Raw genomic sequence first — 24825 nt, 5'->3', positions numbered from 1 at the left:
GCGGGCGTCACGATTTGCGTGGAGAAATCCTTGGTGCGCTGCACGTTTGTCGCATGGAACGGTTCGCGTTCGTGTGCTCTCTGCGCGGGCATGGCTGCACCAAAACGTGCAGCCGGTGTTGCACCGCGTGATGCCGGTCCTGCGCTGGTCTAGCGGTTTGCGACAACTCTGGCCCTATCCCGAGCCCATCGCTCTGTCGCACGCTCGCAGGCGGTGGCATGACAGGGGATGATGATGAGCGCTCTCGGTTTGGCATTGGACGTTGCGATGGACGGCAAGCACCCGGCGTCCGGTTCGGACGTCATCCGTAACTGACCCCGCACATGAGCTCCTCCGAAAATCACTGGGAAGTCGGCACCGATATCGGCGGCACCTTCACCGACATCATCGCCATCCGGCGCGGCTCCGCGGAGGCGCGGATCGCAAAGGTGCCGTCGCGCCCCGACGCGCCGGTTCAGGCGATGCTGGAGGCGATCGAGGCGGTGGGCCTGCGCAAGAGGGAGGTCAAGCGCTTCGTGCACGGCACCACGCGCGTCACCAACGCCATCGTCGAGAACCGGCTGCCGAAGGTCGCGCTGGTCGCGACCGAAGGGTTCGCCGATGTGCTGGAGATCGCGCGCTATCGCCGCCGCGATCTCTATCGTCTCGACATTCCGCCGAAATCGCCGCCGCTGGTGCCGCCCGAACGATGTTTTGGGCTCGCCGAGCGCCTCGATCACGAGGGCCGGGTGCTGAAGGCGCTGGATGAGACCGAGATCGGGCGCCTGGTGGCCTGGCTGAAGCAGACCGGCGTACAGAGCGTCGCCGTGGCGCTGCTTCACGCCTATGCCAATCCCGTCCACGAAAAGATGCTGGGCGAGCGCCTCAGGGGCGTCGTCGCCCACGTCTCGCTGTCGCATGAGGTCAATCCCGAGGCGCGCGAATACGAACGGACGTCGGCGACCGTGTTCAACGCGGCCGCGATGCCGATTGCGGTGGAATATCTCAGCGAGCTGGAGCAGCGGCTGCCGATCGGGCCCGGCTTGCAGGTGTTTCATTCGGCCGGAGCCATGGTCCCGATCTCGGCCGTGAAGCGGCGGCCGCTGGTGATGGCGATGTCGGGGCCGGCGGCCGGTGTCTCCGCATCGGTCAGTATCGCGCGCCAGCTCGGCACATCGCGCATGCTCACCTTCGACATGGGCGGCACCACGACGGACGTCTGCCTGATCGTCGACGGGCAGGCCGAGATGACCGACGGCCGCATGCTCGGCGACAAGCCGCTGCGTCAGCCGATGCTTGCGGTCCATTCCATCGGGGCCGGCGGCGGATCGATCGTGCGAAACGGTCCCGGCGGCCTGACGGTCGGGCCGGAGAGCGCCGGCTCCGAGCCGGGGCCGGCGTGCTATGGCCGCGGCGGCCTTGAGCCGACCATCACCGACGCCAATGCCGTGCTCGGCTATCTCAACCCCGAGACCAAGCTTGGCGACCGCATCGACATCGACATCAAGGCCGCGGAACGCGTCATCGACCCGATCGCGCGCACCCTGGGGATGAGCCTGACCGAAACAGCACTCGGCATCATCAAGGTCGCCAACGCGACGATGGCCCGTGCGCTCCGCCGCGTCACGGTCGAGCGCGGTATCGATGGCCGCGACTGCACGCTGCTCGCCTTCGGCGGCGGCGGCCCGATGCATGCCGCAGGCCTTGCCGATCTCTACGGGATTGCAGAGGTCGTGGTGCCGAGCGCATCGAGCGCGTTCTCCGCGCTGGGCTGTCTCACAGCCGATTTCAGCTTCCTTCAGCAGCAGACTCTTCGCGCTGCTCTCGACGGCATCGATCTCGCCCGGGTGTCGGAGCGGATCGGGACGCTGATGGACGATGCTTCGGCGCCGCTGATCGCCAACGGCGTTGCGAGGGCCGAGATCCAGGTCGAGCTTGTGGCGCTGATGCGCTACGCGGCGCAGAATGATGCCATTCCGGTGCCGTTCACGTTGCCGCTCGACGTGACCAAGCTGAAGAAGGACTTTCTGGCGCGGCATCACGAGCTGTTCGGCTATGCGACCAGCGAGAGCTGCGTCATCGAATCCGTGCGTGTGCAGGCGCGGCGCCCGTCGACGACGGTGGTGAGCCGGCCGGCGACTGCGGTGAGGGCGGTGTCGTCGGGCAAGCGAGCCTGCTCATTCGATGGCCTCCACGATATCCCGACCGCGATCATCGATCGCGCCAAATTGACCGATGTCGTCAGCGGCCCCGCGATCATCGAGGACGCATGGTCAACGGTGGTGGTCCCGCCCGGCTGGCAAGCACAACCCGACGCCGCCGGCAACCTGTTCCTGACGCGGAGGGCGGCATGAAGCTCGATCCGTTCGTCGTCGAGGTTATCAGGCACGGGCTCTCGGCCGCGGCCGAGGAAATGAGCCTGGTGATGACGCGCTCGACGCGCTCGCCGCTGCTGCGCGAGGCCGGCGATCTGTCGTCCGCGATCACGGATGGCCGCGGCGGCCTGGTCGGGCAGGGCCGCGACATCCCGATCCATCTCGGCGCGATGGCCTACACGATCCCGGAACTCCTGAAGGTCGTGCCGGTCGAGACCCTGAATGACGGCGACGTGCTGATCTACAATGTCGGCGCACTCGGCGGCAATCATCTCAACGACGTCAAGGTCGTGCGTCCCGTCTTCGTCGACGGCGAGATCGTGGCCTTTGCGGTGAGCCTGGCGCACTGGCCCGACATCGGCGGCACCTGGCCGGGCAGCTATTTTGCGAAGGCGATCGACACTTTTCAGGAGGCGATGCGGATTCCGCCGGTGCTGATCGCCACGTCAGCCGGCGTCAACACGCCGATCGTGCAGCTGCTCAAGGCCAACGTCCGCGATCCTGAGTCCTGCGAGGGCGATCTGCTCGCCCAGATAGCCGCGACCAAGGCCGGCGAGAAGCGCATCGTCGAGCTTTGCCGCGAGCACGGCAAGGCGGTGTTCATGGCGACGCAGTCGCGCCTGCACGATCTCTCCGAGATCGAGATGCGGGAGGCGCTCCGCGACCTGCCGGATGGCGTCTACGAGGGCGAAGACTATCTCGACGACGGCAGCGTCAACAACGCGCCTGCGCGCATCCATGTGAAAATCACCATTCGCGGCGACGAGGCGACCTTCGACCTCTCCGGAAGCTGCGACCGCGTCTCGAACTTCTGCAACACGACGCCGTTCATGGCGCGCTCGGCGGTCGCCTATGCGGCACGCATCATGAGTGGGCGCGACATGCATCAGAATGCGGGCGCGCTCCGGCCTTTGACCATCATCACACGTCCGGGCTCAATCCTGGAGCCGGGCTGGATGGCGTCCGTTGCCGCCGGCAACCACGAGACGTCCATGCGCATCGTCGATGCGATTTTTCGCGCGATGCAGGACACCATTCCCGAGCGTCTGTCGGCCGGTGGCGCGACCACGGCGGGCGTGCTGTTTTTTGCCGAGCCGCGGCAGAACGGCTCGTGGAAGATGCTCTACGAGGTCCACGGTGGTGGTGAGGGCGCGCGGCATGATCGGGCCGGCATGTCGGCGACGCGCGTGCATCTCTCCAATACGTCGAACACGCCGGTGGAGGTGATCGAGGCGAGCTACGCGATCCGCCTGGAGCAGCAGGCCATTCGCCGGCAGTCCGGCGGCGCGGGGGCGCATCGCGGCGGTGACGGCTCGGTTCGCACCTATCGCATCCTCGCGCCTTCGATGCACCTGACCACCTGCATCGAGCGCATGGTGATTGCGCCGTTCGGCATGCAGGGCGGCGAATCCGGCAAGGCCTGCCGCATCTCGCTTGTCAGGCAGGGCGCGAACGTCGCGATCGACGGAAAATCGAACCTGGTGTTGCAGCAAGACGATCTCGTCACGATCGAGATGTGCGGCGGCGGCGGCTACGGCGCCGCGGCCGCGGAGTGAGGGGATTGCGATGAGCAGATTGTTGCGAACGGGTCTGAACGCAGGCGAAGCCGCGCCGATGGCCGTCGTCGGCGGCGAGGGCGTCTATTTTCACCTGTCCGATGGCCGCAAGCTGATCGACGGCAGCAACACCGGCGGTGGCCTCGGCCACCGCCATCCCGCGATGGTCGAGGCGATCCGCCGCGCGGCCGATACGCCGGTCGTGAACGAAGGTTGGACCTGGGTTGGCCGCGAGCAGGCTGCCGACGACCTGATGGCGACCGCGTTCAAGGGCGAAGAGGGTTGGGTCGGCGCGGTGCGCTTCTGCATCAGCGGCAGCGAGGCCAACGACATGGCGCTGTCGCTCTGCCAGGCGCTGACGCAGCGGCCGGCGCTGGCGACGCGCGAGCGCGCCTATCACGGCATCACCGGCCTGTCGCGCAGCATGACGGTGCAGCCGCAATGGCACGGTGGCCTCGCGGTGCACGCAGGCGGCTCGAAGCTGCCGGCGCCGATGGCGCCGGTGCGGATTCTCCCGGCGCCGGATGGCGCGATCTATGGCGCGCCGATCAACAATACGCCGCCTAGCGAATATCTGGCTGATGCCACGCGTCTGCTCTCGGACACGGCGGCGACCATCATCGACTACACCCAGGGCGGGATCTACTACGACGGTGCCTATCAGGACGAGCTGGGCCGCTGCGCGCGGCAGGCAGGTTCCTACTGGATCGCGGACGAGGTCGTCACCGGCGCTGGCCGCGCAGGCCGCTGGTTCGCCTTCCAGGGCGCGGAGAGCCGCCCCGATATCGTGACGCTCGGAAAATCGCTCGGCGGCGGTGCGGCGGCAGTCGCGGCGGTCGTGGTGTCGAAAGACATCGTCGAGCGGCTCAAGGGCACGAGCTGGCAGAATTACGGCACGCTGCGCGGCCATCCGATCAGCATGGCTGCCGTCAGCGCTTACCTGAAGGTCGTCAACGAAGAGAAAATCCTGGAGCGCGTAGCGAGCCTGGAAAAGCTGTTCACCCGCCGCCTGCTCGCGATCGCGCAAAAGCATCCGAGCGTGCAGCGCGTGGCGGGGCAGGGGCTGCACTGGACGGTGGAGCTGCACGGTCCGGATTGGCGCTCCTGGCATGCCGACACCACCGAGGTGCCGATCGCCTCGCGTGTCGCAGAGCGGGCGTTGGAGGCGGGTGCCGTGATCGGCACCAGCGGTGAGCAGACCTCGCTGTTCCTGGCGCCGCCGCTGGTCATCTCCGAGCATGAGGCCGAACTGCTTTTGGATGCGCTCGACCACGGCCTCGATATCGCAGACGAGGAGCACGGGTGAGCGCAGACCTCGCAACACCTCATCGCTCGCCAGCCTGGCTGGCGGACGAGCCTTGGCATCTCGCGATGCCGGAGGGCACGCTGTACGACGCGCTGGCACGCGCGGCGACGGATCAGCCGTCGCACCCGGCGACGGTGTTTTATGGTGCGAGCCTGAGCTATGCCGAGCTACGCGAGCGGGTCGATGCCTTAGCCGGCTTCCTGCAGAAGGTCTGCGGTGTGAAGCGCGGCGACTGCGTCATGATCGCGCTGCAAAACTCGCCGCAATATGTCATCGCCTACTACGCGGTGACGCGGGCGGATGCCGTGATCGTGCCCGTCAATCCCATGAACAAGACGGTCGAGATCGCGTATCTCGCCGAGGACAGCGGCGCCAAGGTCGCGATCATCGGAAGCGAATTGAGCGAAATATTCGCGCCGCTGGTGGGCGAAGCCATCTCCCATACGATCGTCGCACAATATCGCGACGAAGTGCCGGCCGCCACGCCCTATACGCTGCCTTCATGCATCACCGAGGCGCCGTCGAAGATACCGTCGTCGCCAGGCCGGCATTCCTGGTCATCTGCGATCGCGCAAGGTTTGCAGCCAGGCGCAATGACCGCGGGGCCGGATGATCTCATGATCCTGCCCTATACGTCGGGGACGACAGGCAAGCCCAAGGCCTGCATGCATACCCATCGCAGCGCGCTGTTCACCGCCGTCCTGCAGGCACGCTGGTATGGACTCGACGGCAGCGACGTGATGACCGGCTTCATGCCGCTGTTCCATGTCGCGGGCATGCAGGGCTCGATGAATGCCGCGGTGGTGACAGGCGCCACGCTGCTGTTGATGGCGCGCTGGGACAAGGATCTGCTGCCGGATCTGTTCGAGACCTACGGCGTCACGTTCTGGAACGCCGCGCCGACCATGATCGTGGACGTGCTCGCAAGCGTCCGGTTCCGCGATCGGTGCTTTGCAAAACTCAAGGTGCTGACCGGAGGTGGTGCGGCAATGCCGACCGCGGTGGCCGAACGGCTCAAAGGCCGCTTCGGCCTCGATTTCGTCGAGGGCTACGGCATGACCGAGACGATGTCGCCGACCCATCTCAATCCGATCGCTTCGCCGAAGCCGCAGTGTCTCGGCATTGCCGTGCACGAGACCGATGCGAGGGTCGTCGATCCCGAGACCCTGATCGAGCTCGACGACAATGTCGTCGGCGAGATCGTCGTGCACGGGCCGCAAGTGCTGCAAGGCTACTGGAACAGGCCGCAGGCCGATGCCGAGTCCTTCATAGAACTGTCCGGCAAGCGGTTCCTGCGCACGGGCGATCTCGGCTATCGCGATGCCCAAGGCTATTTCTTCGCGGTCGACCGCCTGAAGCGGATGATCAATGTCAGCGGTTTCAAGGTGTGGCCGGCCGAGGTCGAAGCCGCGATGTACCAGAACCGCGCCATCCGGGAATGCTGCGTCGTCTCGACCCCCGACGACTACCGCGGCGAGACCGTCAAGGCGCTGGTGGTGCTCGATGAAGCCGCGCGCGCGACGATTTCGGCGGACGACATCGTCGGTTGGGCCCGTGGCGCGATGGCAAGCTACAAGGCGCCGCGCGCCGTCGTCTTCGTCGATGAGCTGCCGCGCACCGCCAGCAACAAGATCAACTGGCGGCTTTTGCAGGATGCCGAATGGGGGCGGACGGCATGAAAGCTGCTTGGCTGGAAAAACGGCGCAAGACCGCGTTATGCTGCGCGCGCCGGCACGCCCCTCAAGCTACGATCCCCAGCCTCACCAAAAAATTCAAGAAACCAGGAACCCGCTGATGCGTATCGTCACTGTTGCCGCCGCCCAGATGGGCCCGATCCAGAAGGCCGACAGCCGCGAGGCCGTGGTCAGGCGCATGATCGCGCTGATGGACGAGGCGAAAGCCAAAGGCGCCGACCTGATCGTCTATCCGGAACTGGCACTGACGACGTTCTTTCCGCGCTGGTATTCGGAGGACCGGGCCGAGTTCGATACCTGGTTCGAGCGTGAGATGCCGAATGCGGCGACCAAGCCGTTGTTCGAGCGTGCGGCGCAGCATCAGATGGCGATGAATTTCGGCTACGCCGAGCTGACGCCGGACGGGCACCACTTCAACACCGCGATCCTGACCGACAAGTCCGGCAAGATCGTCGGCAAATATCGCAAGGTCCATTTGCCGGGCCATGTGGACTACGACACCAAGCGGTCGCACCAGCATCTGGAGAAGCGCTATTTCGAGCCGGGCGATCTCGGATTCAACGTCTGGCGCGAGCTGGGCGGCATCATCGGCATGGCCATCTGCAACGACCGGCGCTGGCCCGAGACCTATCGCGTCATGGGCCTGCAGGGCGTCGAGATGGTGCTGATCGGCTACAACACGCCGTCGGTGAATGCGGAGAAGAGCGAGGAGGGCGTCGAGAAGCGCCTGTTCCACAACCGCCTCTCGGTGCAGGCCGGCGCCTATCAGAACGCGACCTGGGTGGTCGCGGTGGCCAAGGCGGGCGTCGAGGACGGCCATCCGCTGTTCGGCGGCAGCCTGATCGTCGATCCCGATGGCGAGATCGTCGCCGAGGCCAAGACGGAGGGCGACGAGGTCCTGGTTCACGCCTGCGACCTCGACGCCACCACCTTCGGCAAGACCACGATCTTCAATTTTGCCCAGCATCGCCGCATCGAGCATTACGGCCTGATCACCAGCCAGACCGGCGCGGTGCCGCCGCCGGAGAAATGACGCCGATGGCAGGCAACAGTACATCCGGCATTTCCCTGCGCGAGCTCGATCCGCGCGATCGCTACAAGCTGCTTTGCGGCGTGGTCGTGCCGCGGCCGATCGCGCTGGTAACGACGCTGGACGCGAACGGAGCGGTGAATGCCGCGCCCTTCAGCTTCTTCAATGTCTTCTCCGAAAGCCCCGCGCTGATCGTGCTCGGGCTCCAGCACAAGCCGGATCACAGCCCGAAGGATACGACCCGCAACATCCATCGTGACGGCGAGTTCGTCGTTCACATGGTGGATGAGGCGCTGTCTGCCGCGATGAATGATTGCGCGGTCGATTTTCCCTCTGGTGACAGCGAGGTCGCGGCGACCGGGCTTGCGACGCTTCCCTCAGTTGACGTGAAGGTGCCGCGCCTTGCGGTTGCACCATTTGCTCTCGAATGCCGCCGTCACGTCGTGCTGAATTTCTCGCCCGATCGCGAACTGCTGGTCGGTGAGGTGCTCAGGGTTCATGCCCGGGAGGGCCTCGTCGACGAGGCCAACATGTATGTCGATCTCGATGCCTACCGGCCGATCGGCCGCATGTTCGGCAATCTCTACACTACGCAGCGGGATACGTTTGCGCTTGCGCGCGAGAGCCATTCGCAATGGCTCGCACGCCAGGACGGCAAAGAGCTGAAGGACGCCTAGTGAGCCGAGAACTGCACCGTACCCAGCGCCATGGTGACGGCCGCCTGTGTCGGGTCGATCACCGGAATGCCAAGCGCGTCTTCCAGCGGACGGCGGTGGCGCGCCATGCCGGCGCAGCCCATCACGATGGCGCGGGCGCCATCCTCGTCGCGCAGCGCGCGGCCGACCTCGATCATCTTCGCGAGCGTACCTTCGCCGGATGCGGTTTCGGCAACGCTCATGTTGAGGGGGCGCTCGCCCGCGAGGCGCTCCGTCAGGCCCATCTGCCTGAGATAGCGCATGTGGCGCGGGATCGAACGCTGGGCGATCGCGATGACGCCGAAGGTTTCGGCACGCGCGAGCGCAGTCAGCACGCCGCACTCGGCGATGCCGAATACCGGCCGATCGGTGCCTTCGCGGCAGACCTGAAGCCCGGGATCGCTGTAGCAGGCGATGACAAACGCAGCCGAGCTGTTGTCGCCTTCGACCAGCCGGCGCAGCGGCATCGCAACGCCGTCGACATCGGCCTGGCTTTCAATGCCGAACGGACCCTCGGCCAGCGACTGGCAGACCAGTTCCGGGCCACCCTCGAAACCGAGCGGCTTCAGCGCCTCCTCCAGCCCTTGCGTGACCGCAGGGTTGGAATTCGGATTGATGACGAGAATGCGCGGCCGGGGCATGTTGGTCTTCCCTTGAAATGGCGATCACGTAGCTCAGGCATATCATGGAGTGCCTCATGACTGAACCCACATACGACCTGATCATCCGCGGCGGCCGCGTCGCCACCACGACCGACGTGTTCGAGGCCGATGTCGCGATCTCCGGTGAGACCATCGCAGCGATCGGCCGCGGGCTTCCGGCGGCGAAACGCGAGATCGACGCACGCGGCAAGCTGGTGCTGCCCGGCGGCGTCGACAGCCATGCGCATATCGAGCAGCTGTCCGCGGCCGGCATCATGAATGCCGACACCTTCGAGAGCGCGACCGTCTCCGCCGCTTTCGGCGGCACCACCACGGTAATTCCGTTCGCTGCCCAGCATGTCGGCATGAAGCTGCCGCAGGTGGTGGAGGATTATCACGCGCTGGCCAAGAAGGGCGCCGTGATCGACTACGCCTTCCACATGATCATTGCGGATGCGACCAAGGAGACGGTCGAGGAGCACATTCCAGCGCTGGTGAAGCAGGGCCATGGCTCGATCAAGATCTTCATGACCTATGACCGGCTCAAGGTCGACGACGAGCCGTTGCTCGACATTCTCTTGGCCGCACGCCAGTCCGGCGCGATGTTGTGCGCCCATGCCGAAAATCACGGCATCATCGCCTGGATGGTGAAGCGGCTGCTCGCGCGCGGCTACACCATGCCGAAATATCACGCCGTCAGCCACGCCCGCGTCTCGGAAGCGGAAGCCTTTACGCGACTGATCGGCATGGCGGCGCTGATCGACCAGCCCATCATGATCTTCCATGTGTCCACGGCCGAAGGCGCGAAGGTGATCCGCGATTCGCGCGGGCAGGGGTTGAAGGTCTTCGCCGAGACCTGTCCGCAATATCTGTTCCTCACGGCAAACGATCTCGACAAGCCTGGCGCCGAGGGGGCCAAGTGGATGTGCAGCCCGCCGCCGCGCACGCATGCGGATCAGGAGGCGCTGTGGCAGGCGCTGTCGCTCGGCGATCTCCAGACCATCTCGTCCGATCATGCGCCCTATCGCTACGACGAGACCGGCAAGCTGCGCGCCGGCCCCAATCCGAACTTCAAGCAGGTGGCCAACGGCCTGCCGGGCCTGGAACTGCGGCTGCCGCTGCTGTTCGACGCGATGGTGTCGAAGGGGCGGCTCGGCCTTGAAAAGTTCGTCGAATTGACTTCGACCGCGCCGGCAAAAATCTACAATCTGCATCCGCGCAAGGGCTCGATCGCGGTCGGCGCCGATGCCGATATCGCGATCTGGGATCCTAATCGCGAGACTGTGATCGCCGACGAGATGATGCACGACCTCGCCGGCTACACGCCGTTCGCGGGCCGCAAGCTGAAGGGCTGGCCGGTTAGCGTTCTCTCGCGCGGCCGGGTGATCATCGACGGCAACAGGTGTCTTGCGGACGCCGGCAGCGGAAAATTCCTGGCGCGCAGCGGCGGCGAGGCGGCAAAGCCCACCGGCCGGCTCGTTGCCGACATGGATCCGGAGCGGAATTTCGGGGCAAAGCTACTGTGATGGTGGATCGCGCGCGATGAAGATCGTCATCTTCGGCGGCACCGGCTTTGTCGGCCTCAATCTTGCCGAGGTGCTGCTCGCGCGCGGGCATGACGTGACGCTGTATGACCGCGCAGAGTTGCCGCCATCAGCGCGGCGAACTCTCGCGGATTACGGCGCACGGCTCAACGCCGTGCAGGGCGATATCACCGACGCAGACGCCATCGACGCCCTCATTGCTGCGGGCTGCGATGCGATCGTGCTGGGCGCCGCGGTGACGGCCGGCGATGAACTCGAGCGAGCGTCGACCGCGCGCGTTCTCGAGATCAATGTGATGGCGCAAATCCCGATCCTGCTCGCGGCGATCCGTCATGGCGTTCGCCGTGTCGTCAATCTGTCGTCGGCCTCGGCTTATGGCGCATCCGGTGGGCGGGTCGAGATTCTGGAGGAGGAGACGCCCTGCCATCCCATCTCGTTCTATGCGATCAGCAAGTTCACCTCGGAGCGCTCTGTCGCTCGCCATGCCGAACTCTTTGGCGGCGATTTCCTGAGCGTGCGGTTGACTGCGGTGTTCGGGCCGTGGGAGCGACCCGGTTCAGTGCGCGATACACCGAGCCTCCAGTATCAGATCCTGGCCGCATTCGCTCGCGGTGAGCCGGCGATCATGCCGGGGCCGGGTATGCGAGACTGGACCTACGCGCCGGACGCTGCCGAAGCGGTCGCGATTCTGGTCGAGGCCGAGCGCCCTCGTCACCAGCTGTACAACATTTCGAACGGCGGGGCGTGGCCCGCATTGCAATGGGGCGAGGCGTTCGCGGCGTTGCATCCCGGCCTGGAGTGCCGGCTCGCGGCACCCGGAGAAAAGACCGCCATAAAGCTGCACGGGCCGGCTCGCGCGCCGCTCGCGGTGAACCGGATGGCGGACGAATTCGGCTGGCGCGCGCGGTTCGGCTGTGCCGAGTCCGCCGCGGCGATGAGCGCCTGGTTGACCCAGCACAAGGAGTGGATCTGAGATGCGGCTGCAAGGGCGCACGGCCATCATCACGGGAGCAGCTTCGGGCATTGGCCGTGCCAGCGCAAAGCTGTTTGCGGAGGAGGGCGCGCAGCTTGCTTTGGTCGATCGCGATGCCGCCGGCCTCCAGGAGACGCTGAGTCTGGTCGGCGAGGCAACGACGCATGTCGGCGATGTCGGTGACGCCGGTTTCGCGGAGACCGTTGTCAGCGATGTCGTGGCGCGGCTCGGCCGGCTCGATATTCTGATGACCGCGGCGGGCTTCTCCTGCGGTGGCACGGTGCTGACGACGACCCTGGAAGACTGGGACGCGGTGTTCCGCGCCAATGTCGGGGGCACGTGGCTGTGGGCGCGCGCGGCGGTGCCGCAGATGCAGCAGCAGAAGAGCGGCTCGATCATCACGCTGGCGTCGCAGCTTGCGATCGCCGGCGGCAAGGGCAACAGTGCCTATATCGCCGCCAAGGGTGCGATCGTCAGCCTGACGCGCACCATGGCGGTCGATTTCGCGACCGACGGCATCCGTGTCAACGCGATTGCGCCCGGCGCAATCGACACGCCGATGCTGCGCCGCAGCTTTGCCCGCCACGCCAATTCGGACGAGGTGCGCGAAGCCTCCCGCAATCGCCACGCCATGAAGCGGTTCGGTGAGGCGGAAGAGATCGCGCAGACCGCGCTGCATCTCGCCAGTGATGCGTCTTCGTTCACGACCGGCACCGTGATGGTGGTTGACGGAGGCTGGCTCGCGGCATGAGCGACGCGCTGGCAAAGCTTGAAGCGACCGTGCGCGCCGATCTCGCGATGATCGCGCATCCCGGCGCTGCCTGGCTCGAGCCGAAGACGGGGCCGGATGGCAAGCCCGCGCTCGATGTTCTCATCATCGGCGCCGGCCAGTCCGGTATCGCCATCGGCTTCGGCCTGATGCGCTCGCGCGTCAGCAACATCCTGCTGCTCGACAAGGCCGAGGAGGGGAACCGGACCTCGATATTCCCAGCCTGACCTATCAGTCCTGGCACGAAGCCCGTTTCGGCAAGGAGAGCTGGCAGGAGCTGAATCTGATCCTGAGAGAGCATTGGGCGGACTATCTGCTCTGGCTGCGACGCACGATCGGTCTGCCCGTGCGCAACGGCTGCGAACTTCTGGAGATTGCGCCTGCGTCAGGCGGTCTGCTCGCCGCGCGTGTGAGACGCGCCGATGGCGTCGGGACGCTCTATGCCCGCAAGATCGTGCTGGCGACGGGGCAGGAGGGCATGGGCGACTGGATGATTCCCGAGCCCCTGCGCGATCTGCCGGCAGATTCGGTCGCAACTGTTGCCGACGACATCGACTTCGAAAGCCTGCGCGGCAAGCGCGTCGCGGTGATCGGCGCCGGCGCGTCCGCCTTCGACAATGCAGCGACCGCGCTGGAGGCAGGCGCGGCGGAGGTGCATCTGCTCTGCCGCCGCGCTCAGATCCAGGTGATCCAGCCCTATCGCTGGCTCACCTTTCGCGGCTTCCTGCGCCATCTCAGCGATCTCGACGATGCCTGGCGCTGGCGCTTCATGCGCAAAATCCTCGAAATGCGCGAGGGATTTCCGCAGCCGACTTACGACCGCTGCGCGCGTCACGCCAATTTCACACTGCACGAAGGCGCGCCGGTCGAGGGCACCAGGCAAACCGATGGCGGTGTCGAATTGCACACGCCACGCGGCGCCATCACCGCGGATTTCGTCATTTGCGGCACCGGCATCGACATGAACTTCGCCGGCCGCGGCGAGCTCGCCAAATTTGCCGGCAATATCGCGACCTGGGCCGATCGCTATCAGCCGCCTTCGAGCGAGCACAACGCGCGGCTCGGCCGCTTTCCCTATCTCGCTGACGATTACGCCTTCACCGAGCGTGCGTCAGGCGAGACGCCGTGGATCTCCGACATCCATCTGTTCGCCATTGCCTCCACCATGAGTTTTGGTCCGTCGGGATCGTCGATCAATGCGATGACGACCGCCATTCCCAAGCTGGTCAATGGCCTGACGCGCGGCTTGTTTCGCGCCGATGTTGAACGCCACTGGGCTTCGCTCAGCGCCTACGACGTGCCGCAGGCCGTGGTTGCGCGGCCCGCGCGAACAATGGAGGAATCGCGATGATCATCCATGCACCGCCGCGACGAAGCGCCTCTGCGGGATTGGCGCGCAACTTGCTTCTTTCTTGACCTGCCTTGCTGGCGTTCTTGCCGAAATTTTGGGGAAAACGAATGCGTTTTGTGTCTTTCAGGCCCGCGGCCTCAGTCCTCGCCACCACTGCGCTGTTGCTCATTGCCACCGCGCCTTCGAAGGCACAGACCAGGGCGGAGACGTTGCGCTACGTCACGGGATCAGCGGTCAACACGCTCGATCCCAACATCCCCGGATCGACGCGCGAATCCTTCGCGCTGAGCATGAGCACCTACGATCGGCTGGTGGCGTTCGGCCGCAAGCAGCTCAACGGCAAATGGGTGTTCGATCTCGACACGATCACCGGCGAGCTCGCCGAATCCTACGATGTCAGCCCCGATGGACTGAAGCTGACCTTCCGCCTGCGCAAGGACGCCAAGTTCCAGGATGGCTCGCCCGTCACGGCCGAGGACGTGAAATGGTCGCTCGATCGCTGCGTCACCGCGCCGATCCTCGGCAAGGCCCAGCTCCTGACGGGTTCGTTGACGTCGGCGGACCAGTTCAAGGTGATCGATCCCCTCACCATCGAGGTGACGCTGCCGAAACCCGACAAGCTCGCGCTGCCCAATCTCGCCACCGTCTATCCCCTGATCATCAACTCGAAGGTGGCAAAAGAGCACGCGACGCCGGATGATCCCTGGGCCACCGCATGGCTGAAGGAGCACACCGCCGGCAGCGGTGCTTATGTGGTCGAGACCTTCAAGCCGGGCGAGCAGGTCATCCTCAAGCGCGACGAGACCTGGAACCGCGGTTCGGCCAACAAGCCCGCATTCTTCAAGCGCGTGATTATTCAGTCCGTGCCGGAGCCGGCGACCCGCGCCAATCTCGTCGAGCGCGGCGATGCCGACCTCGTCGTCGATCTCCAGGCCAGCGACGTGCAGTCGCTCGAGGCCAAGGGCAAGCTCAAGGTGGTCTCGACCCCGCAGTACAATGCGATCACCTATGTCTCGATGAACAACCAGATGCCGCCCTTCGACAACGTCAATGTCCGCCGTGCCATCGCTTACGCGCTGCCCTATGACGACATGTTCAAGGCCGCCCTGTTCGGCCGCGGCGCGCCGCTGTTCGGCGCGACCTGGCCGGACGGCAAGCCGCTGAACGGCATCTATCCTTTCCAGCAGCCCGTGAAGGTCGACCTCGACAAGGCAAGGGAATATCTCAAGGCGGCCGGGCTCCCCGAGGGTTTCTCGACTACCTTCAGCTTCAACGTCGGCCAGTCCTCGACCGCGGAGCCGATGGCCGCGCTGGTGAAGGAGTCACTCGGCAAGATCGGGATCAAGGTCGACATCCAGAAGCTGCCGGACGCGCAGATGTCCACGCAGATCAACGAGAAGAAGCTTCCCTTCTACACCGAGGGCATCGTAGCGTGGCTGCCGTCGACCGATTATTTCTACCGCAACTTCTACACCGGCAATCAGCGCTGGAATTACAGCTCGATCAACAACCCGGATCTTGCCGCAATCGCGCAGGAGGCGCGTTTCGAGCCGGACAAGGCCAAGTATGAGGACGCCGGCCGCAAGCTCAACGCGATGCATGTCGATCTGATGCCGCAGATCATGCTGTGGCAGCCGAACCAGGATGCGGTGATGGCGTCGTCGGTCGAAGGCTACACCTACGAGTTCCACCGCCAGGTCGACTATCGCGACGTCAGCCGCAAGTGACATCGGACAACGAGAGGAGCTCTCAGAGGTGACGACCGGTCTTGGTGCAACCATGGTGCGGGCGGGCAGGCGGCTTCTGTCGTCGCTGCCGGCGCTGTTCGGTGTGCTGGTGTTCACCTTTCTGCTGATGCGCGTGCTGCCCGGTGACCCCGCGGTGTTCTTCGCCTCGGGGCCGAATGCCGGCAAGGAGGAGATCGAGCAGATCCGCAAGCAGATGGGGCTCGACAGGTCGGTGCCGGAGCAGCTCGTGTTCTATCTCTCTGACATCGGCCACGGCAATCTCGGCCGCTCCATGATGACGGGACAGCCGGTGCTGAAGGACCTGCGCGAACGGCTGCCGGCTTCGCTGGAGCTCACCTTCACGGCGCTCCTGATCGCGCTGATCGCGGCGGTACCGCTCGGCGTTGTCGCAGCCTTGAAGCCCGGCTCGATCGTCGATCACGGCGTGCGGCTGTTCTGCGCGCTCGGCGTCTGCGTGCCGACTTTCGTCTCGGGCCTGCTGTTGATCTATGTCTTCTACTACCTGCTCGGGCTCGCGCCTGATCCGACCGGGCGGATCGACGTGTTCACTTCGCTGCCGCCGCAACGGACCGGGTTCCTGTCGATCGATTTCCTGCTGGCGGGAGATATCGAGGGCTGGTGGGCGGCCTGCAAGCAGTTGATTCTGCCGGCGGTGAGCATGGCGCTGTTCGTGATCGCGCCGCTGGCGCGGATCACGCGGGCCTCGATGCTGGTCTCGCTCGGCAGCGATTTCGTCCGCACCGCGCGCTCGGTCGGATTGTCCTGGCACAAGGTGGTCGTCACTTATGCGCTGCGGAACGCGATCCTGCCCGTCATCACCATCGCCGGCATCGTGTTCTCGACCATGCTGGGCGCCAATGTCCTGGTGGAGAAGGTGTTCTCCTGGCCGGGCGTCGCTTCCTACGCGCTCGATGCGCTCTTATCCTCCGACTATGCGCCGGTGCAGGGTTTCGTGCTGCTGATGGCCAGCCTGTTCGTGCTGGTCAATCTCGTGGTCGACATCTGCTACGGCATCGCCGATCCCAGGGTGTCAATCGAATGACCAGCGCAACTCTCCGCCATTCGGTCTGGATTCTGCGCGGCAATCCGCTCACCGCCGTTGCCGCGGCCGGCGTTGCGCTGTTCGTCCTGATTGCGATCTTCGGGCCTTGGATCGTGCCCTATGATCCCGTGGTCTCCAATGTCTCGGAGGCGCTTTTGCCGCCGAGCGCGGCCCATCTCGCCGGCACCGACCAGCTCGGCCGCGATGTGTTCAGCCGCCTCATCATCGCCGCGCGCCTCGATCTTGCCATTGCGGTTTCCGCGGTCGGCATCTCCTTCGTGATCGGCGCCGTCGTCGGCGCGTTCTGCGGCTATGCCGGCGGCAAGCTCGACCGTGGCGTCGGCCGCTTCGTCGATGTGATGATGGCCTTTCCGCTGTTCGTGCTGGCGATGGCGATGGTTGCCGCCCTGGGCAACCGGATTGAGAACATCGTGATCGCGACTGCGATCATCAATCTTCCGTTCTACATCCGCTTCGCACGCGCCGAGGTCAACGTTCGCCGCAATGTCGGCTGGGTTGAAGCCGCGCGCGCCTGCGGCGAGAGCCATTTCTCGGTGGTGCTGCGCTTCCTGCTGCCGAACATCCTGCCGGCGATGGCGGTGCAGATCTCGCTCAATCTCGGCTGGGCCATTCTCAATGCCGCCGGCCTGTCCTTCATCGGTCTCGGCGTCAAGCCGCCGACGCCGGAATGGGGCATCATGGTCGCGGAAGGGGCACGCTTCATCTCGACCGGGCGATGGTGGCTGGTGGCGTTTCCGGGCCTTGCGCTGATGATGGCCGTGCTGTGCTTCAATCTTCTCGGTGACGGGATGCGGGACATTCTCGACCCGCGGATGCGCACATGAGCGAGGAGCTGCTAGGGATCAACGACCTCCACGTCTCGTTCTCGACGCGGCGTGGCATGGTCGAGGCCGTGCGCGGCGTGACGCTCTCGGTCGAGAAGGGCGAGATGCTCGGCCTCGTCGGCGAGAGCGGCTCGGGCAAGTCGGTCACCGGCTTCGCGACCACGCGGCTGCTCGATGCGGCCGGGCGCGTCACCGGCGGCAAGATCCTGTTTCGCGGGCAGGACGTCACAAAACTCAGGGGCGATGATCTTCGTCAGCTCCAGGGCGCCGCGATGTCGATGATCTTCCAGAATCCGCGGGCCGCGCTCAACCCGATCCGCGCGATCGGCCTGCAGATCGCGGATGCGATCCTCACGCATAAGAAGATATCGAAGGACGCCGCAGGCGCCGAGGCGCTCGAGCTGCTGCGCGCTGTCCAGATCCGCGACCCCGAGACGCGGATGAACGCCTATCCGCATGAGCTGTCCGGCGGCATGTGCCAGCGCGTGATGATCGCGATCGCGATTTCCTGCAATCCCGCGCTGCTGATCGCCGACGAGCCGACCACCGGCCTCGACGTCACGACCCAGAAGGTGGTGATGGATCTGCTCGCAGACATTGCCGCCGCGCGCGGCATGGCGACGATCCTGATCACGCACGATCTCGGTCTCGCGGCGCGCTATTGCCGCCGCATCGCCGTGATGGAGCGCGGCCGCATCGTCGAGGAAGCGAGCCCCAAAAAGCTCTTCAGCGCACCGCAGCACGCCTATACCCGCCGCCTCGTTGCGGCATCGCCGACCGCGACGTCGCGGATCGAGGATCTCGTGACGGAGGAGGAGCGGGAACGGCATGCGACGATCGTCAGCAAGCCAAGGCAGGAGCTCCCGCACGGGACGCCACCGCTCCTCGAGGTGCGCAAGCTCGCCAAGCGTTTTGACCAGGGCTCCGCGGCGGTCGCGGATTTCTCGATGACGATGGCCGGCGGCGAGAGCGTCGGGCTCGTTGGCGAGTCCGGCTCCGGCAAGAGCACGACGTCGCAGATGATCTGCCGTCTTATCGATCCGAGCGAAGGCGATATCGTGTTCGACGGGCAGTCGATCGGCCACGTCGCCTCGCGCGACTTTCACCGTTCGCCCTTGCGCAAAGACATCCAGATGGTCTTCCAGGACCCGAACGAGAGCCTCAACCCGCGCTTCACGGCGTTCGACTGCATCGCCCATCCCTTGATGCGGCTCGACGGCATGCGTACGGGCGATGCGCTGCGCAAGCGGGTGGAGGAGTGCGCCGAGCGGGTGGGCTTGCCGCTCGATCTGCTGCCGCGCTTTCCGCACCAGCTCTCCGGCGGCCAGAAGGCCCGCGTCGGCATCGCCCGCGCCATCGCCTGCCGGCCGCGGCTCCTGGTGCTGGACGAGCCGACCGCCGCGCTCGACGTTTCGGTGCAGGCGGTGGTGCTGCAACTGCTCGACCGTTTGCGCCGCGAGAACGACATCGCGCTGCTGTTCGTCAGCCACGATCTCAATGTTGTGCGCATGCTCTGCGACCGCACCATCGTGCTGCGCAATGGCGGCATCGTGGAGCAGGGGGAGAGCCGGGCGCTGTTCGACAATCCCAAGACCGACTACACGCGCAAGCTGGTCGAGGCGATTCCGCATATCGAGACCGGACCGGCACTGGCGGCCGCGCTTTGACGCCTGAACCGGTCGTAATCCAGATGAGATCCCGCTGGCGAAGGCCCGGTTAGTGGCATACCATTTGCACGCCAATGGGTTCTGGTTTCACCTGCCTTTGGCCAACGATGGCCGGCATCACGGCACTACTGGGAGGATTTCATGGATCGCAGGACCGTATTGAAGGGACTGGCCGGCGCGGGCGGTCTGGCATTGTCGGGCGGCCTCTCGGCCCCGGCGATCGCACAAGGCGCCTCTGCGCGCACCCTGCGCTTCGTGCCGCAAGCCAACCTCGCCAATTTCGATCCCATCTGGGGCACGCAATATGTCGTGCGCAACGCGGCGGCGCTGGTCTGGGACACGCTCTACGGCGTCGATGCCAAGCTCCAGCCGCAGCGTCAAATGGTCGAGTCCGAGGAGACCACCGACGACGGCAAGACCTGGACCTTCAAGCTGCGCGCGGGTCTCAAGTTCCATGACGGCGAGCCGGTGCTGAGCAAGGACGTTGTCGCGAGCCTGTCGCGCTGGGCCGCGCGCGATCCAATGGGTCTGATGATCCTCGCTATCCAGCAGGAATTGACTCCGGTCGACGACCGCACCTTCAAATGGGTCCTGAAGCAGCCTTTCCCGAAAATGTTGTACGCGCTGGCCAAGAACAACGCGCCGTGCTCCTTCATCATGCCCGAGCGCATCGCGAAGACCGATCCGTTCAAGCAGATCACCGAATATGTCGGCTCGGGTCCGATGAAGTTCGCCAAGAGCGAATGGGTGCCCGGCGCCAAGTCGGTGTTCGAGAAGTTCACCGATTACGTGCCGCGACAGGAGAAGGCGTCGTGGCTTGCCGGCGGCAAGAACATCCTGGTCGATCGCGTCGAGTGGCTGGTGATGCCGGATCCGGCCACCGCTGCGGCCGCCTTGCAGAACGGTGAGGTCGACTGGTGGGAGAACCCGATCTCCGATCTCGTGCCCGTGCTGAAGAAGAACAAGAACATCAGCGTCGATATCGGCGATCCCCTCGGCAATATCGGCTCATTCCGGATGAACCATCTGCACCCACCCTTCAACAATGTGAAGGCGCGGCGCGCGGTGCTGATGGCGTTGAGCCAGGAAGACTATATGCGTGCGCTGGTCGGCGACGACGATACGTTGTGGAAGCCGCTGCCCGGCTTTTTTACGCCGGACACACCGCTCTACTCCGAGTTGGGCGGCGAGATCCTGAAAGGAAAGCGCGATTTGGATGCGGCCAAGAAGCTGCTCGCCGAGAGCGGCTATTCCGGCCAGCCGGTCACATGCGTGGTCGCGCAGGACCAGTCGATCACGAAGGCGCAGGGCGACGTCACCGCGGATCTGCTCAAGAAGCTCGGCATGAATGTCGATTTCGTCGCGACCGATTGGGGCACGGTGGGCGCGCGCCGCGCGATGAAGACACCGCCGGGGCAAGGCGGCTGGAATATGTTCCACAGCTGGCACGCCGGCGCCGATTGCATCAATCCGGCCGCCTACACCGCCATCCGCGCCAATGGCGACAAGGCCTGGTTCGGCTGGCCCAACAGCCCGAATACCGAGAAGGAGATCACGGCCTGGTTCGACGCCAAGAATCTCGAGGAAGAGAAGGCCGCGATCGGGCAGGTCAACAAGGCGGCGCTCGAGGATGTCGTCTACGCGCCGACCGGCTTCTTCCTGACCTACACGGCATGGCGCAAGAACGTCTCCGGCATCACCAAGGGGCCGCTGCCGTTCTTCTGGAACGTGTCGAAATCCGCATGATGGTACGCTGAAGCCAGATGCTCTCTTACATCCTCCGTCGCATCGTCTCGACCTTGCCGGTGATGGCAATCGTCGCGCTGTTCGTGTTCAGCCTGCTCTACATCGCGCCGGGTGATCCCGCCGTGGTGATCGCAGGCGATCAGGCGAGCCCGGAGGATGTGGAGCGCATTCGCCAGGGCCTCGGCCTCGACCGGCCCTTCCTGATCCAGTTCGGCAGCTGGGTCTGGCGCATCCTGCACGGCGATCTCGGCACCTCGATCTTCACCAACCTTCCGGTCTCCGCGATGATCGGACAGCGTCTCGGACCGACGCTGTCGCTGATGACCGTCACGTTGCTGCTCACTATCGTGGTCGCCGTGCCGCTCGGCGTGGTGGCGGCATGGAAGGCTGGCAGCTTCATCGACCGCGCCATCATGGCGTTCGCCGTGTTCGGCTTCTCGCTGCCCGTGTTCGTCGTCGGCTATGTCCTTGCCTACATCTTCGCGCTGGAGCTCGAATGGCTTCCCGTGCAGGGCTACACGCCGCTCACGGAGGGCTTCTGGCCGTGGCTGCAAAACCTGATCCTGCCGTCGATCGCGCTGGGCTGCGTCTACATCGCGCTGATCGCGCGCATCACGCGTGCCACCATGCTTGAAGTCTTGCAGCAGGACTATATCCGCACCGCGCGCGCCAAGGGCCTCGGGCAGGGCGGCATCCTCTTCGTTCACGCGCTGAAGAATGCCGCGGTCCCGATCGTGACCGTGATCGGGATCGGCATCGCGCTCCTGATCGGCGGGGCGGTCGTCACGGAAAGCGTGTTCGCGATCCCCGGCCTCGGCCGACTCACGATCGACGCGATCCTGCGCCGCGACTATCCCGTCATCCAGGGCATCGTGCTCCTCTTCAGCTTCGTCTACGTCCTCGTCAATCTGATGATCGACGTCATCTATACGCTCGTTGACCCGAGGATCCGCTATTGACCGATACGACCGTCAATCCGCAAGCGCTGCCGGCGGGCTTCGTTCTCGCGCCGCAACTGCCTGAAATCCTGCGGCCGGTTAGGATCCGGCGCGGCTTCATCGGCCTCTTGCGTGGCCATCCCACGGTCGCGATCGGCGGCGCGCTGCTGCTGACGCTCGTTCTGATCGCGATCTTCGCGCCTTATCTCGGGACGGTCGATCCGACGGCACTTGCGCCCGCCAAGCGCACCCGCGCGCCGTCCGCCGCGTTCTGGTTTGGCTCCGACGTGCTGGGCCGCGACATCTATTCGCGCGTGCTCTTTGGCGCGCGGGTCTCGCTCACGGTCGGCCTGTCGGTTGCGATCCTCGCATCCGCGGCGGGCCTCGCCATCGGCATCGTCTCCGGCTTCATCCGCTGGGCCGACGGCATCTTGATGCGCTTCATGGACGGCCTGATGTCGATCCCGCCGATCCTGCTTGCGATCGCGCTGATGGCGCTGACGCGCGGCAGCGTCGGCAACGTCATCCTGGCCATCACCATCGCCGAGATCCCGCGGGTTTCCCGTCTTGTCCGTAGCGTGGTGCTGTCGCTGCGCGAGCAGCCCTATGTGGACGCCGCGGTCGCCTGCGGCACGCGGACGCCGATGATCATCCTGCGCCACATCCTGCCCAACACGCTGGCGCCGATGCTGGTTCAGGCGACTTACATCTGCGCCAGCGCCATGATCACGGAGGCGATCCTGTCCTTCATCGGGGCGGGCACGCCGCCCACCATTCCGTCCTGGGGCAACATCATGGCCGAGGGCCGCGCGCTGTGGCAGGTCAAGCCCTACATCGTGTTCTTCCCGGCGGCGTTCCTCTCCGTCACCGTGCTCGCCGTGAACCTGCTCGGCGACGGCCTTCGCGATGCGCTCGATCCGCGCATGGCCAAGAGCCTCTGATGTCGAGGGGTTGATCGCGATGGCCTTGCTCGAAGTCGAGAACCTCCAGACCCACTTTCGCACGCCCGGCGGCATCAACCGCGCGGTCGACGGCGTGTCCTTTCATGTCAACGAAGGCGAGACGCTCGCCATCGTCGGCGAATCCGGCTGCGGCAAGTCGGTGACCTCGATGTCGCTGATGCGGCTGATTCCGGAGCCGCCGGGCAGGATCGCAGGCGCTGTCCGCTTTGCGGGCAGGGACCTGCTGCAACTGTCCGATCGCGAGATGCGTGCCATTCGCGGCAACGACATCTCGATGATCTTTCAGGAGCCGATGACGAGCCTCAACCCGGTTCTGACGGTCGGCCGCCAGATCCGCGAGACGCTGATGATCCATCAGGGCCTGGACAAGCAGGCGGCCGAGGCGCATGCGATCGAGATGCTGACGCTGGTCGGCATTCCCGAGCCCAAGCGGCGCGTGCGCGAATATCCGCATCAGCTTTCCGGCGGCATGCGCCAGCGGGTGATGATCGCGATCGCGCTGGCCTGCAATCCGAAGCTCCTGATCGCGGACGAGCCGACCACGGCGCTCGACGTGACCATCCAGGCGCAGATCCTGAAGCTGATGCTTGATCTCAAGCGCCGGGTCGGTGCGGCGATCATCCTGATCACCCACGATCTCGGCGTGGTCGCCGAGATCGCCGAACGTGTCATGGTGATGTATGCCGGCCGCAAGGTCGAGGAGGCGCCGGTGGCCGAGCTGTTCCGCTCACCCCGTCATCCCTATACGCAGGGCCTGCTCGGCGCGGTGCCGCGGCTCGGCTCCTCGCTAACAGGCACGGCGAGGCGGCTGGCCGAAATCCCGGGGCAGGTGCCTGATCTGCGCAAGCCCATCATCGGCTGCGTCTTCGCCGGCCGCTGCGCGCTCGCGACCGATCTTTGCCGCCAATATGCGCCGGGGCTCGAAGAGAAGGCGCCTCGCCACGTCGCCGCCTGCCACTATTCCGCCAAGGGGGCCATCGCGGCATGAGTCCTCCGCTGCTCCAGGTCAACGACCTCAAGAAGCATTTTCCGGTCAAAAAGGGCCTGTTCGGCCGCAAGTCCGAATATGTCTATGCCGTCGACGGTGTGTCCTTCGAGATCGCGAAAGGCGAAACGCTGTCGCTGGTCGGCGAGTCCGGCTGCGGCAAGTCGACGGTCGGCCGCGCCATCCTGCGGCTGTTCGACATCACGGCGGGCCAGGTGATCCTCGACGGCCAGCGCATCGACGACGCGCATCCGAGCACGATGCGCCAGATGCGCCGCCGCGTGCAGGTGGTGTTCCAGGATCCGTTCTCGAGCCTCAATCCGCGCATGCGCGTGCGCGACATCCTGGCCGAGCCGATCCGCAATTTCGGCCTCGCCAAATCCGCCACCGATCTCGAAACCCGCGTGACGGCACTGATGGATACCGTGCGGCTGCCGCGCGAGGCGCTCAACCGCCGGCCGCACGAATTCTCCGGCGGCCAGCGTCAGCGCATCGGCATCGCGCGGGCGCTCGCAGCCGAGCCCGAGCTGATCGTCTGCGACGAGGCGGTCTCCGCGCTCGACGTCTCCGTCAAGGCGCAGATCGTCAATCTCTTGCAGGACCTCCAGCGCGAGTTCGGCCTGGCGCTGCTGTTCATCAGCCATGACCTCGCGATCGTCGAGCACATGACCCATCGTGTCGCGGTGATGTATCTCGGCAAGATCGTCGAGGTGGCGCCGCGCCGCGAGATCTTTGCCGCGCCAAGGCATCCCTATACCAAGGCGCTGCTCTCCGCGGTCCCGCTGCCCGAGCCCGGCGCCCAGCGCAATCCCATCATCCTCAAGGGGGACGTGCCGAGCCCGGTCAACCCGCCGAGCGGGTGCCGCTTCCACACCCGTTGCCCATACGTCTTCGATCGCTGCCGCACGGAGGAGCCGACGCTGCGTTCGACCGGACCCGAGCAATGGGTGGCCTGTCACCTCGAAGAGGCGCCGTAGGC

Annotated in this window: 19 protein-coding genes and 1 pseudogene; 19 read left to right on the top strand and 1 reads right to left on the bottom strand. The window is 65.4% G+C overall.

The window, feature by feature from the left end; all coding sequences use genetic code 11:
- Positions 1–323 precede the first annotated feature (323 nt).
- The 6 genes from CT676_RS28350 to CT676_RS28325 all read left to right on the top strand — a co-directional run bounded on the left by CT676_RS28350 (position 324) and on the right by CT676_RS28325 (position 8617).
- Positions 324–2333 (top strand): hydantoinase/oxoprolinase family protein, encoded by a 2010-nt coding sequence (locus CT676_RS28350; protein WP_135215865.1) that lies wholly within the window; start codon positions 324–326, stop codon positions 2331–2333.
- Positions 2330–3910, top strand: coding sequence for a hydantoinase B/oxoprolinase family protein (locus CT676_RS28345; RefSeq protein ID WP_167768190.1), 1581 nt, complete (start codon positions 2330–2332; stop codon positions 3908–3910). Before CT676_RS28350 ends, CT676_RS28345 begins: the two co-directional genes overlap by 4 nt.
- A gap of 10 nt (positions 3911–3920) precedes the next feature.
- A complete protein-coding gene (locus CT676_RS28340; protein WP_135215863.1) occupies positions 3921–5216 on the top strand; it encodes an aminotransferase class III-fold pyridoxal phosphate-dependent enzyme in 1296 nt (431 codons plus the stop codon).
- Positions 5213–6895, top strand: coding sequence for a long-chain-fatty-acid--CoA ligase (locus tag CT676_RS28335; RefSeq protein WP_135215862.1), 1683 nt, complete (start codon positions 5213–5215; stop codon positions 6893–6895). Before CT676_RS28340 ends, CT676_RS28335 begins: the two co-directional genes overlap by 4 nt.
- 115 nt (positions 6896–7010) lie before the next feature.
- A complete protein-coding gene (locus CT676_RS28330; RefSeq protein ID WP_135215861.1) occupies positions 7011–7943 on the top strand; it encodes an N-carbamoyl-D-amino-acid hydrolase in 933 nt (310 codons plus the stop codon).
- Positions 7940–8617 carry a flavin reductase family protein gene (locus CT676_RS28325; RefSeq protein WP_135215860.1) on the top strand — a complete coding sequence of 226 codons (678 nt, stop codon included), beginning with the start codon at positions 7940–7942 and terminating at the stop codon, positions 8615–8617. Before CT676_RS28330 ends, CT676_RS28325 begins: the two co-directional genes overlap by 4 nt.
- Here the strand turns inward: CT676_RS28325 and CT676_RS28320 are convergent.
- Positions 8614–9276, bottom strand: a complete 663-nt coding sequence (locus CT676_RS28320) for an aspartate/glutamate racemase family protein (protein WP_135215859.1) — start codon at positions 9274–9276, stop codon at positions 8614–8616. The two genes, CT676_RS28325 and CT676_RS28320, sit on opposite strands and share 4 nt — an antisense overlap.
- Before the next feature lie 56 nt (positions 9277–9332).
- Between CT676_RS28320 and hydA the strand changes: the two genes are divergently transcribed.
- The 13 genes and pseudogenes from hydA (at position 9333) to CT676_RS28255 (ending at position 24823) form a co-directional block, all read left to right on the top strand.
- On the top strand, positions 9333–10802 hold the full coding sequence (hydA, locus tag CT676_RS28315; RefSeq protein WP_135215858.1) for a dihydropyrimidinase: 1470 nt from the start codon (positions 9333–9335) through the stop codon (positions 10800–10802).
- Positions 10803–10818: 16 nt separating this feature from the next.
- Complete coding sequence (locus CT676_RS28310; RefSeq protein WP_135215857.1) at positions 10819–11793, top strand: NAD(P)-dependent oxidoreductase; 975 nt, start codon at positions 10819–10821, stop codon at positions 11791–11793.
- Between the two features lies 1 nt (position 11794).
- Positions 11795–12544, top strand: a complete 750-nt coding sequence (locus tag CT676_RS28305; RefSeq protein WP_135215856.1) for an SDR family oxidoreductase — start codon at positions 11795–11797, stop codon at positions 12542–12544.
- Positions 12541–13913, top strand: a pseudogene (locus tag CT676_RS28300) (NAD(P)/FAD-dependent oxidoreductase). The gene CT676_RS28305 and the pseudogene CT676_RS28300 overlap by 4 nt, the downstream one beginning before the upstream one ends.
- A 107-nt stretch (positions 13914–14020) precedes the next feature.
- Positions 14021–15640: an ABC transporter substrate-binding protein gene (locus tag CT676_RS28295; RefSeq protein WP_135215855.1), complete on the top strand. Its 1620-nt coding sequence runs from the start codon at positions 14021–14023 to the stop codon at positions 15638–15640.
- A 28-nt stretch (positions 15641–15668) separates the two neighbouring features.
- On the top strand, positions 15669–16703 hold the full coding sequence (locus tag CT676_RS28290; protein ID WP_063984406.1) for an ABC transporter permease: 1035 nt from the start codon (positions 15669–15671) through the stop codon (positions 16701–16703).
- On the top strand, positions 16700–17548 hold the full coding sequence (locus CT676_RS28285; RefSeq protein WP_008131147.1) for an ABC transporter permease: 849 nt from the start codon (positions 16700–16702) through the stop codon (positions 17546–17548). Before CT676_RS28290 ends, CT676_RS28285 begins: the two co-directional genes overlap by 4 nt.
- Positions 17545–19215 carry an ABC transporter ATP-binding protein gene (locus tag CT676_RS28280; protein ID WP_135215854.1) on the top strand — a complete coding sequence of 557 codons (1671 nt, stop codon included), beginning with the start codon at positions 17545–17547 and terminating at the stop codon, positions 19213–19215. The genes CT676_RS28285 and CT676_RS28280 overlap by 4 nt, the downstream gene beginning before the upstream one ends.
- Before the next feature lie 141 nt (positions 19216–19356).
- Positions 19357–20961 (top strand): ABC transporter substrate-binding protein, encoded by a 1605-nt coding sequence (locus tag CT676_RS28275; RefSeq protein ID WP_135215853.1) that lies wholly within the window; start codon positions 19357–19359, stop codon positions 20959–20961.
- A 17-nt stretch (positions 20962–20978) separates the two neighbouring features.
- Positions 20979–21920 (top strand): ABC transporter permease, encoded by a 942-nt coding sequence (locus CT676_RS28270; RefSeq protein ID WP_135215852.1) that lies wholly within the window; start codon positions 20979–20981, stop codon positions 21918–21920.
- A complete protein-coding gene (locus CT676_RS28265; RefSeq protein ID WP_135215851.1) occupies positions 21917–22840 on the top strand; it encodes an ABC transporter permease in 924 nt (307 codons plus the stop codon). The genes CT676_RS28270 and CT676_RS28265 overlap by 4 nt, the downstream gene beginning before the upstream one ends.
- 19 nt (positions 22841–22859) lie before the next feature.
- Positions 22860–23849 (top strand): ABC transporter ATP-binding protein, encoded by a 990-nt coding sequence (locus CT676_RS28260; protein ID WP_063984401.1) that lies wholly within the window; start codon positions 22860–22862, stop codon positions 23847–23849.
- Positions 23846–24823, top strand: a complete 978-nt coding sequence (locus tag CT676_RS28255) for a dipeptide ABC transporter ATP-binding protein (protein ID WP_135215849.1) — start codon at positions 23846–23848, stop codon at positions 24821–24823. The genes CT676_RS28260 and CT676_RS28255 overlap by 4 nt, the downstream gene beginning before the upstream one ends.
- Positions 24824–24825 lie beyond the last annotated feature (2 nt).

This window comes from Bradyrhizobium sp. MOS001 (assembly GCF_004634465.1).
Taxonomy (GTDB): domain Bacteria; phylum Pseudomonadota; class Alphaproteobacteria; order Rhizobiales; family Xanthobacteraceae; genus Bradyrhizobium; species Bradyrhizobium barranii.
This window is presented reverse-complemented; position numbering and strand designations above follow the sequence as displayed.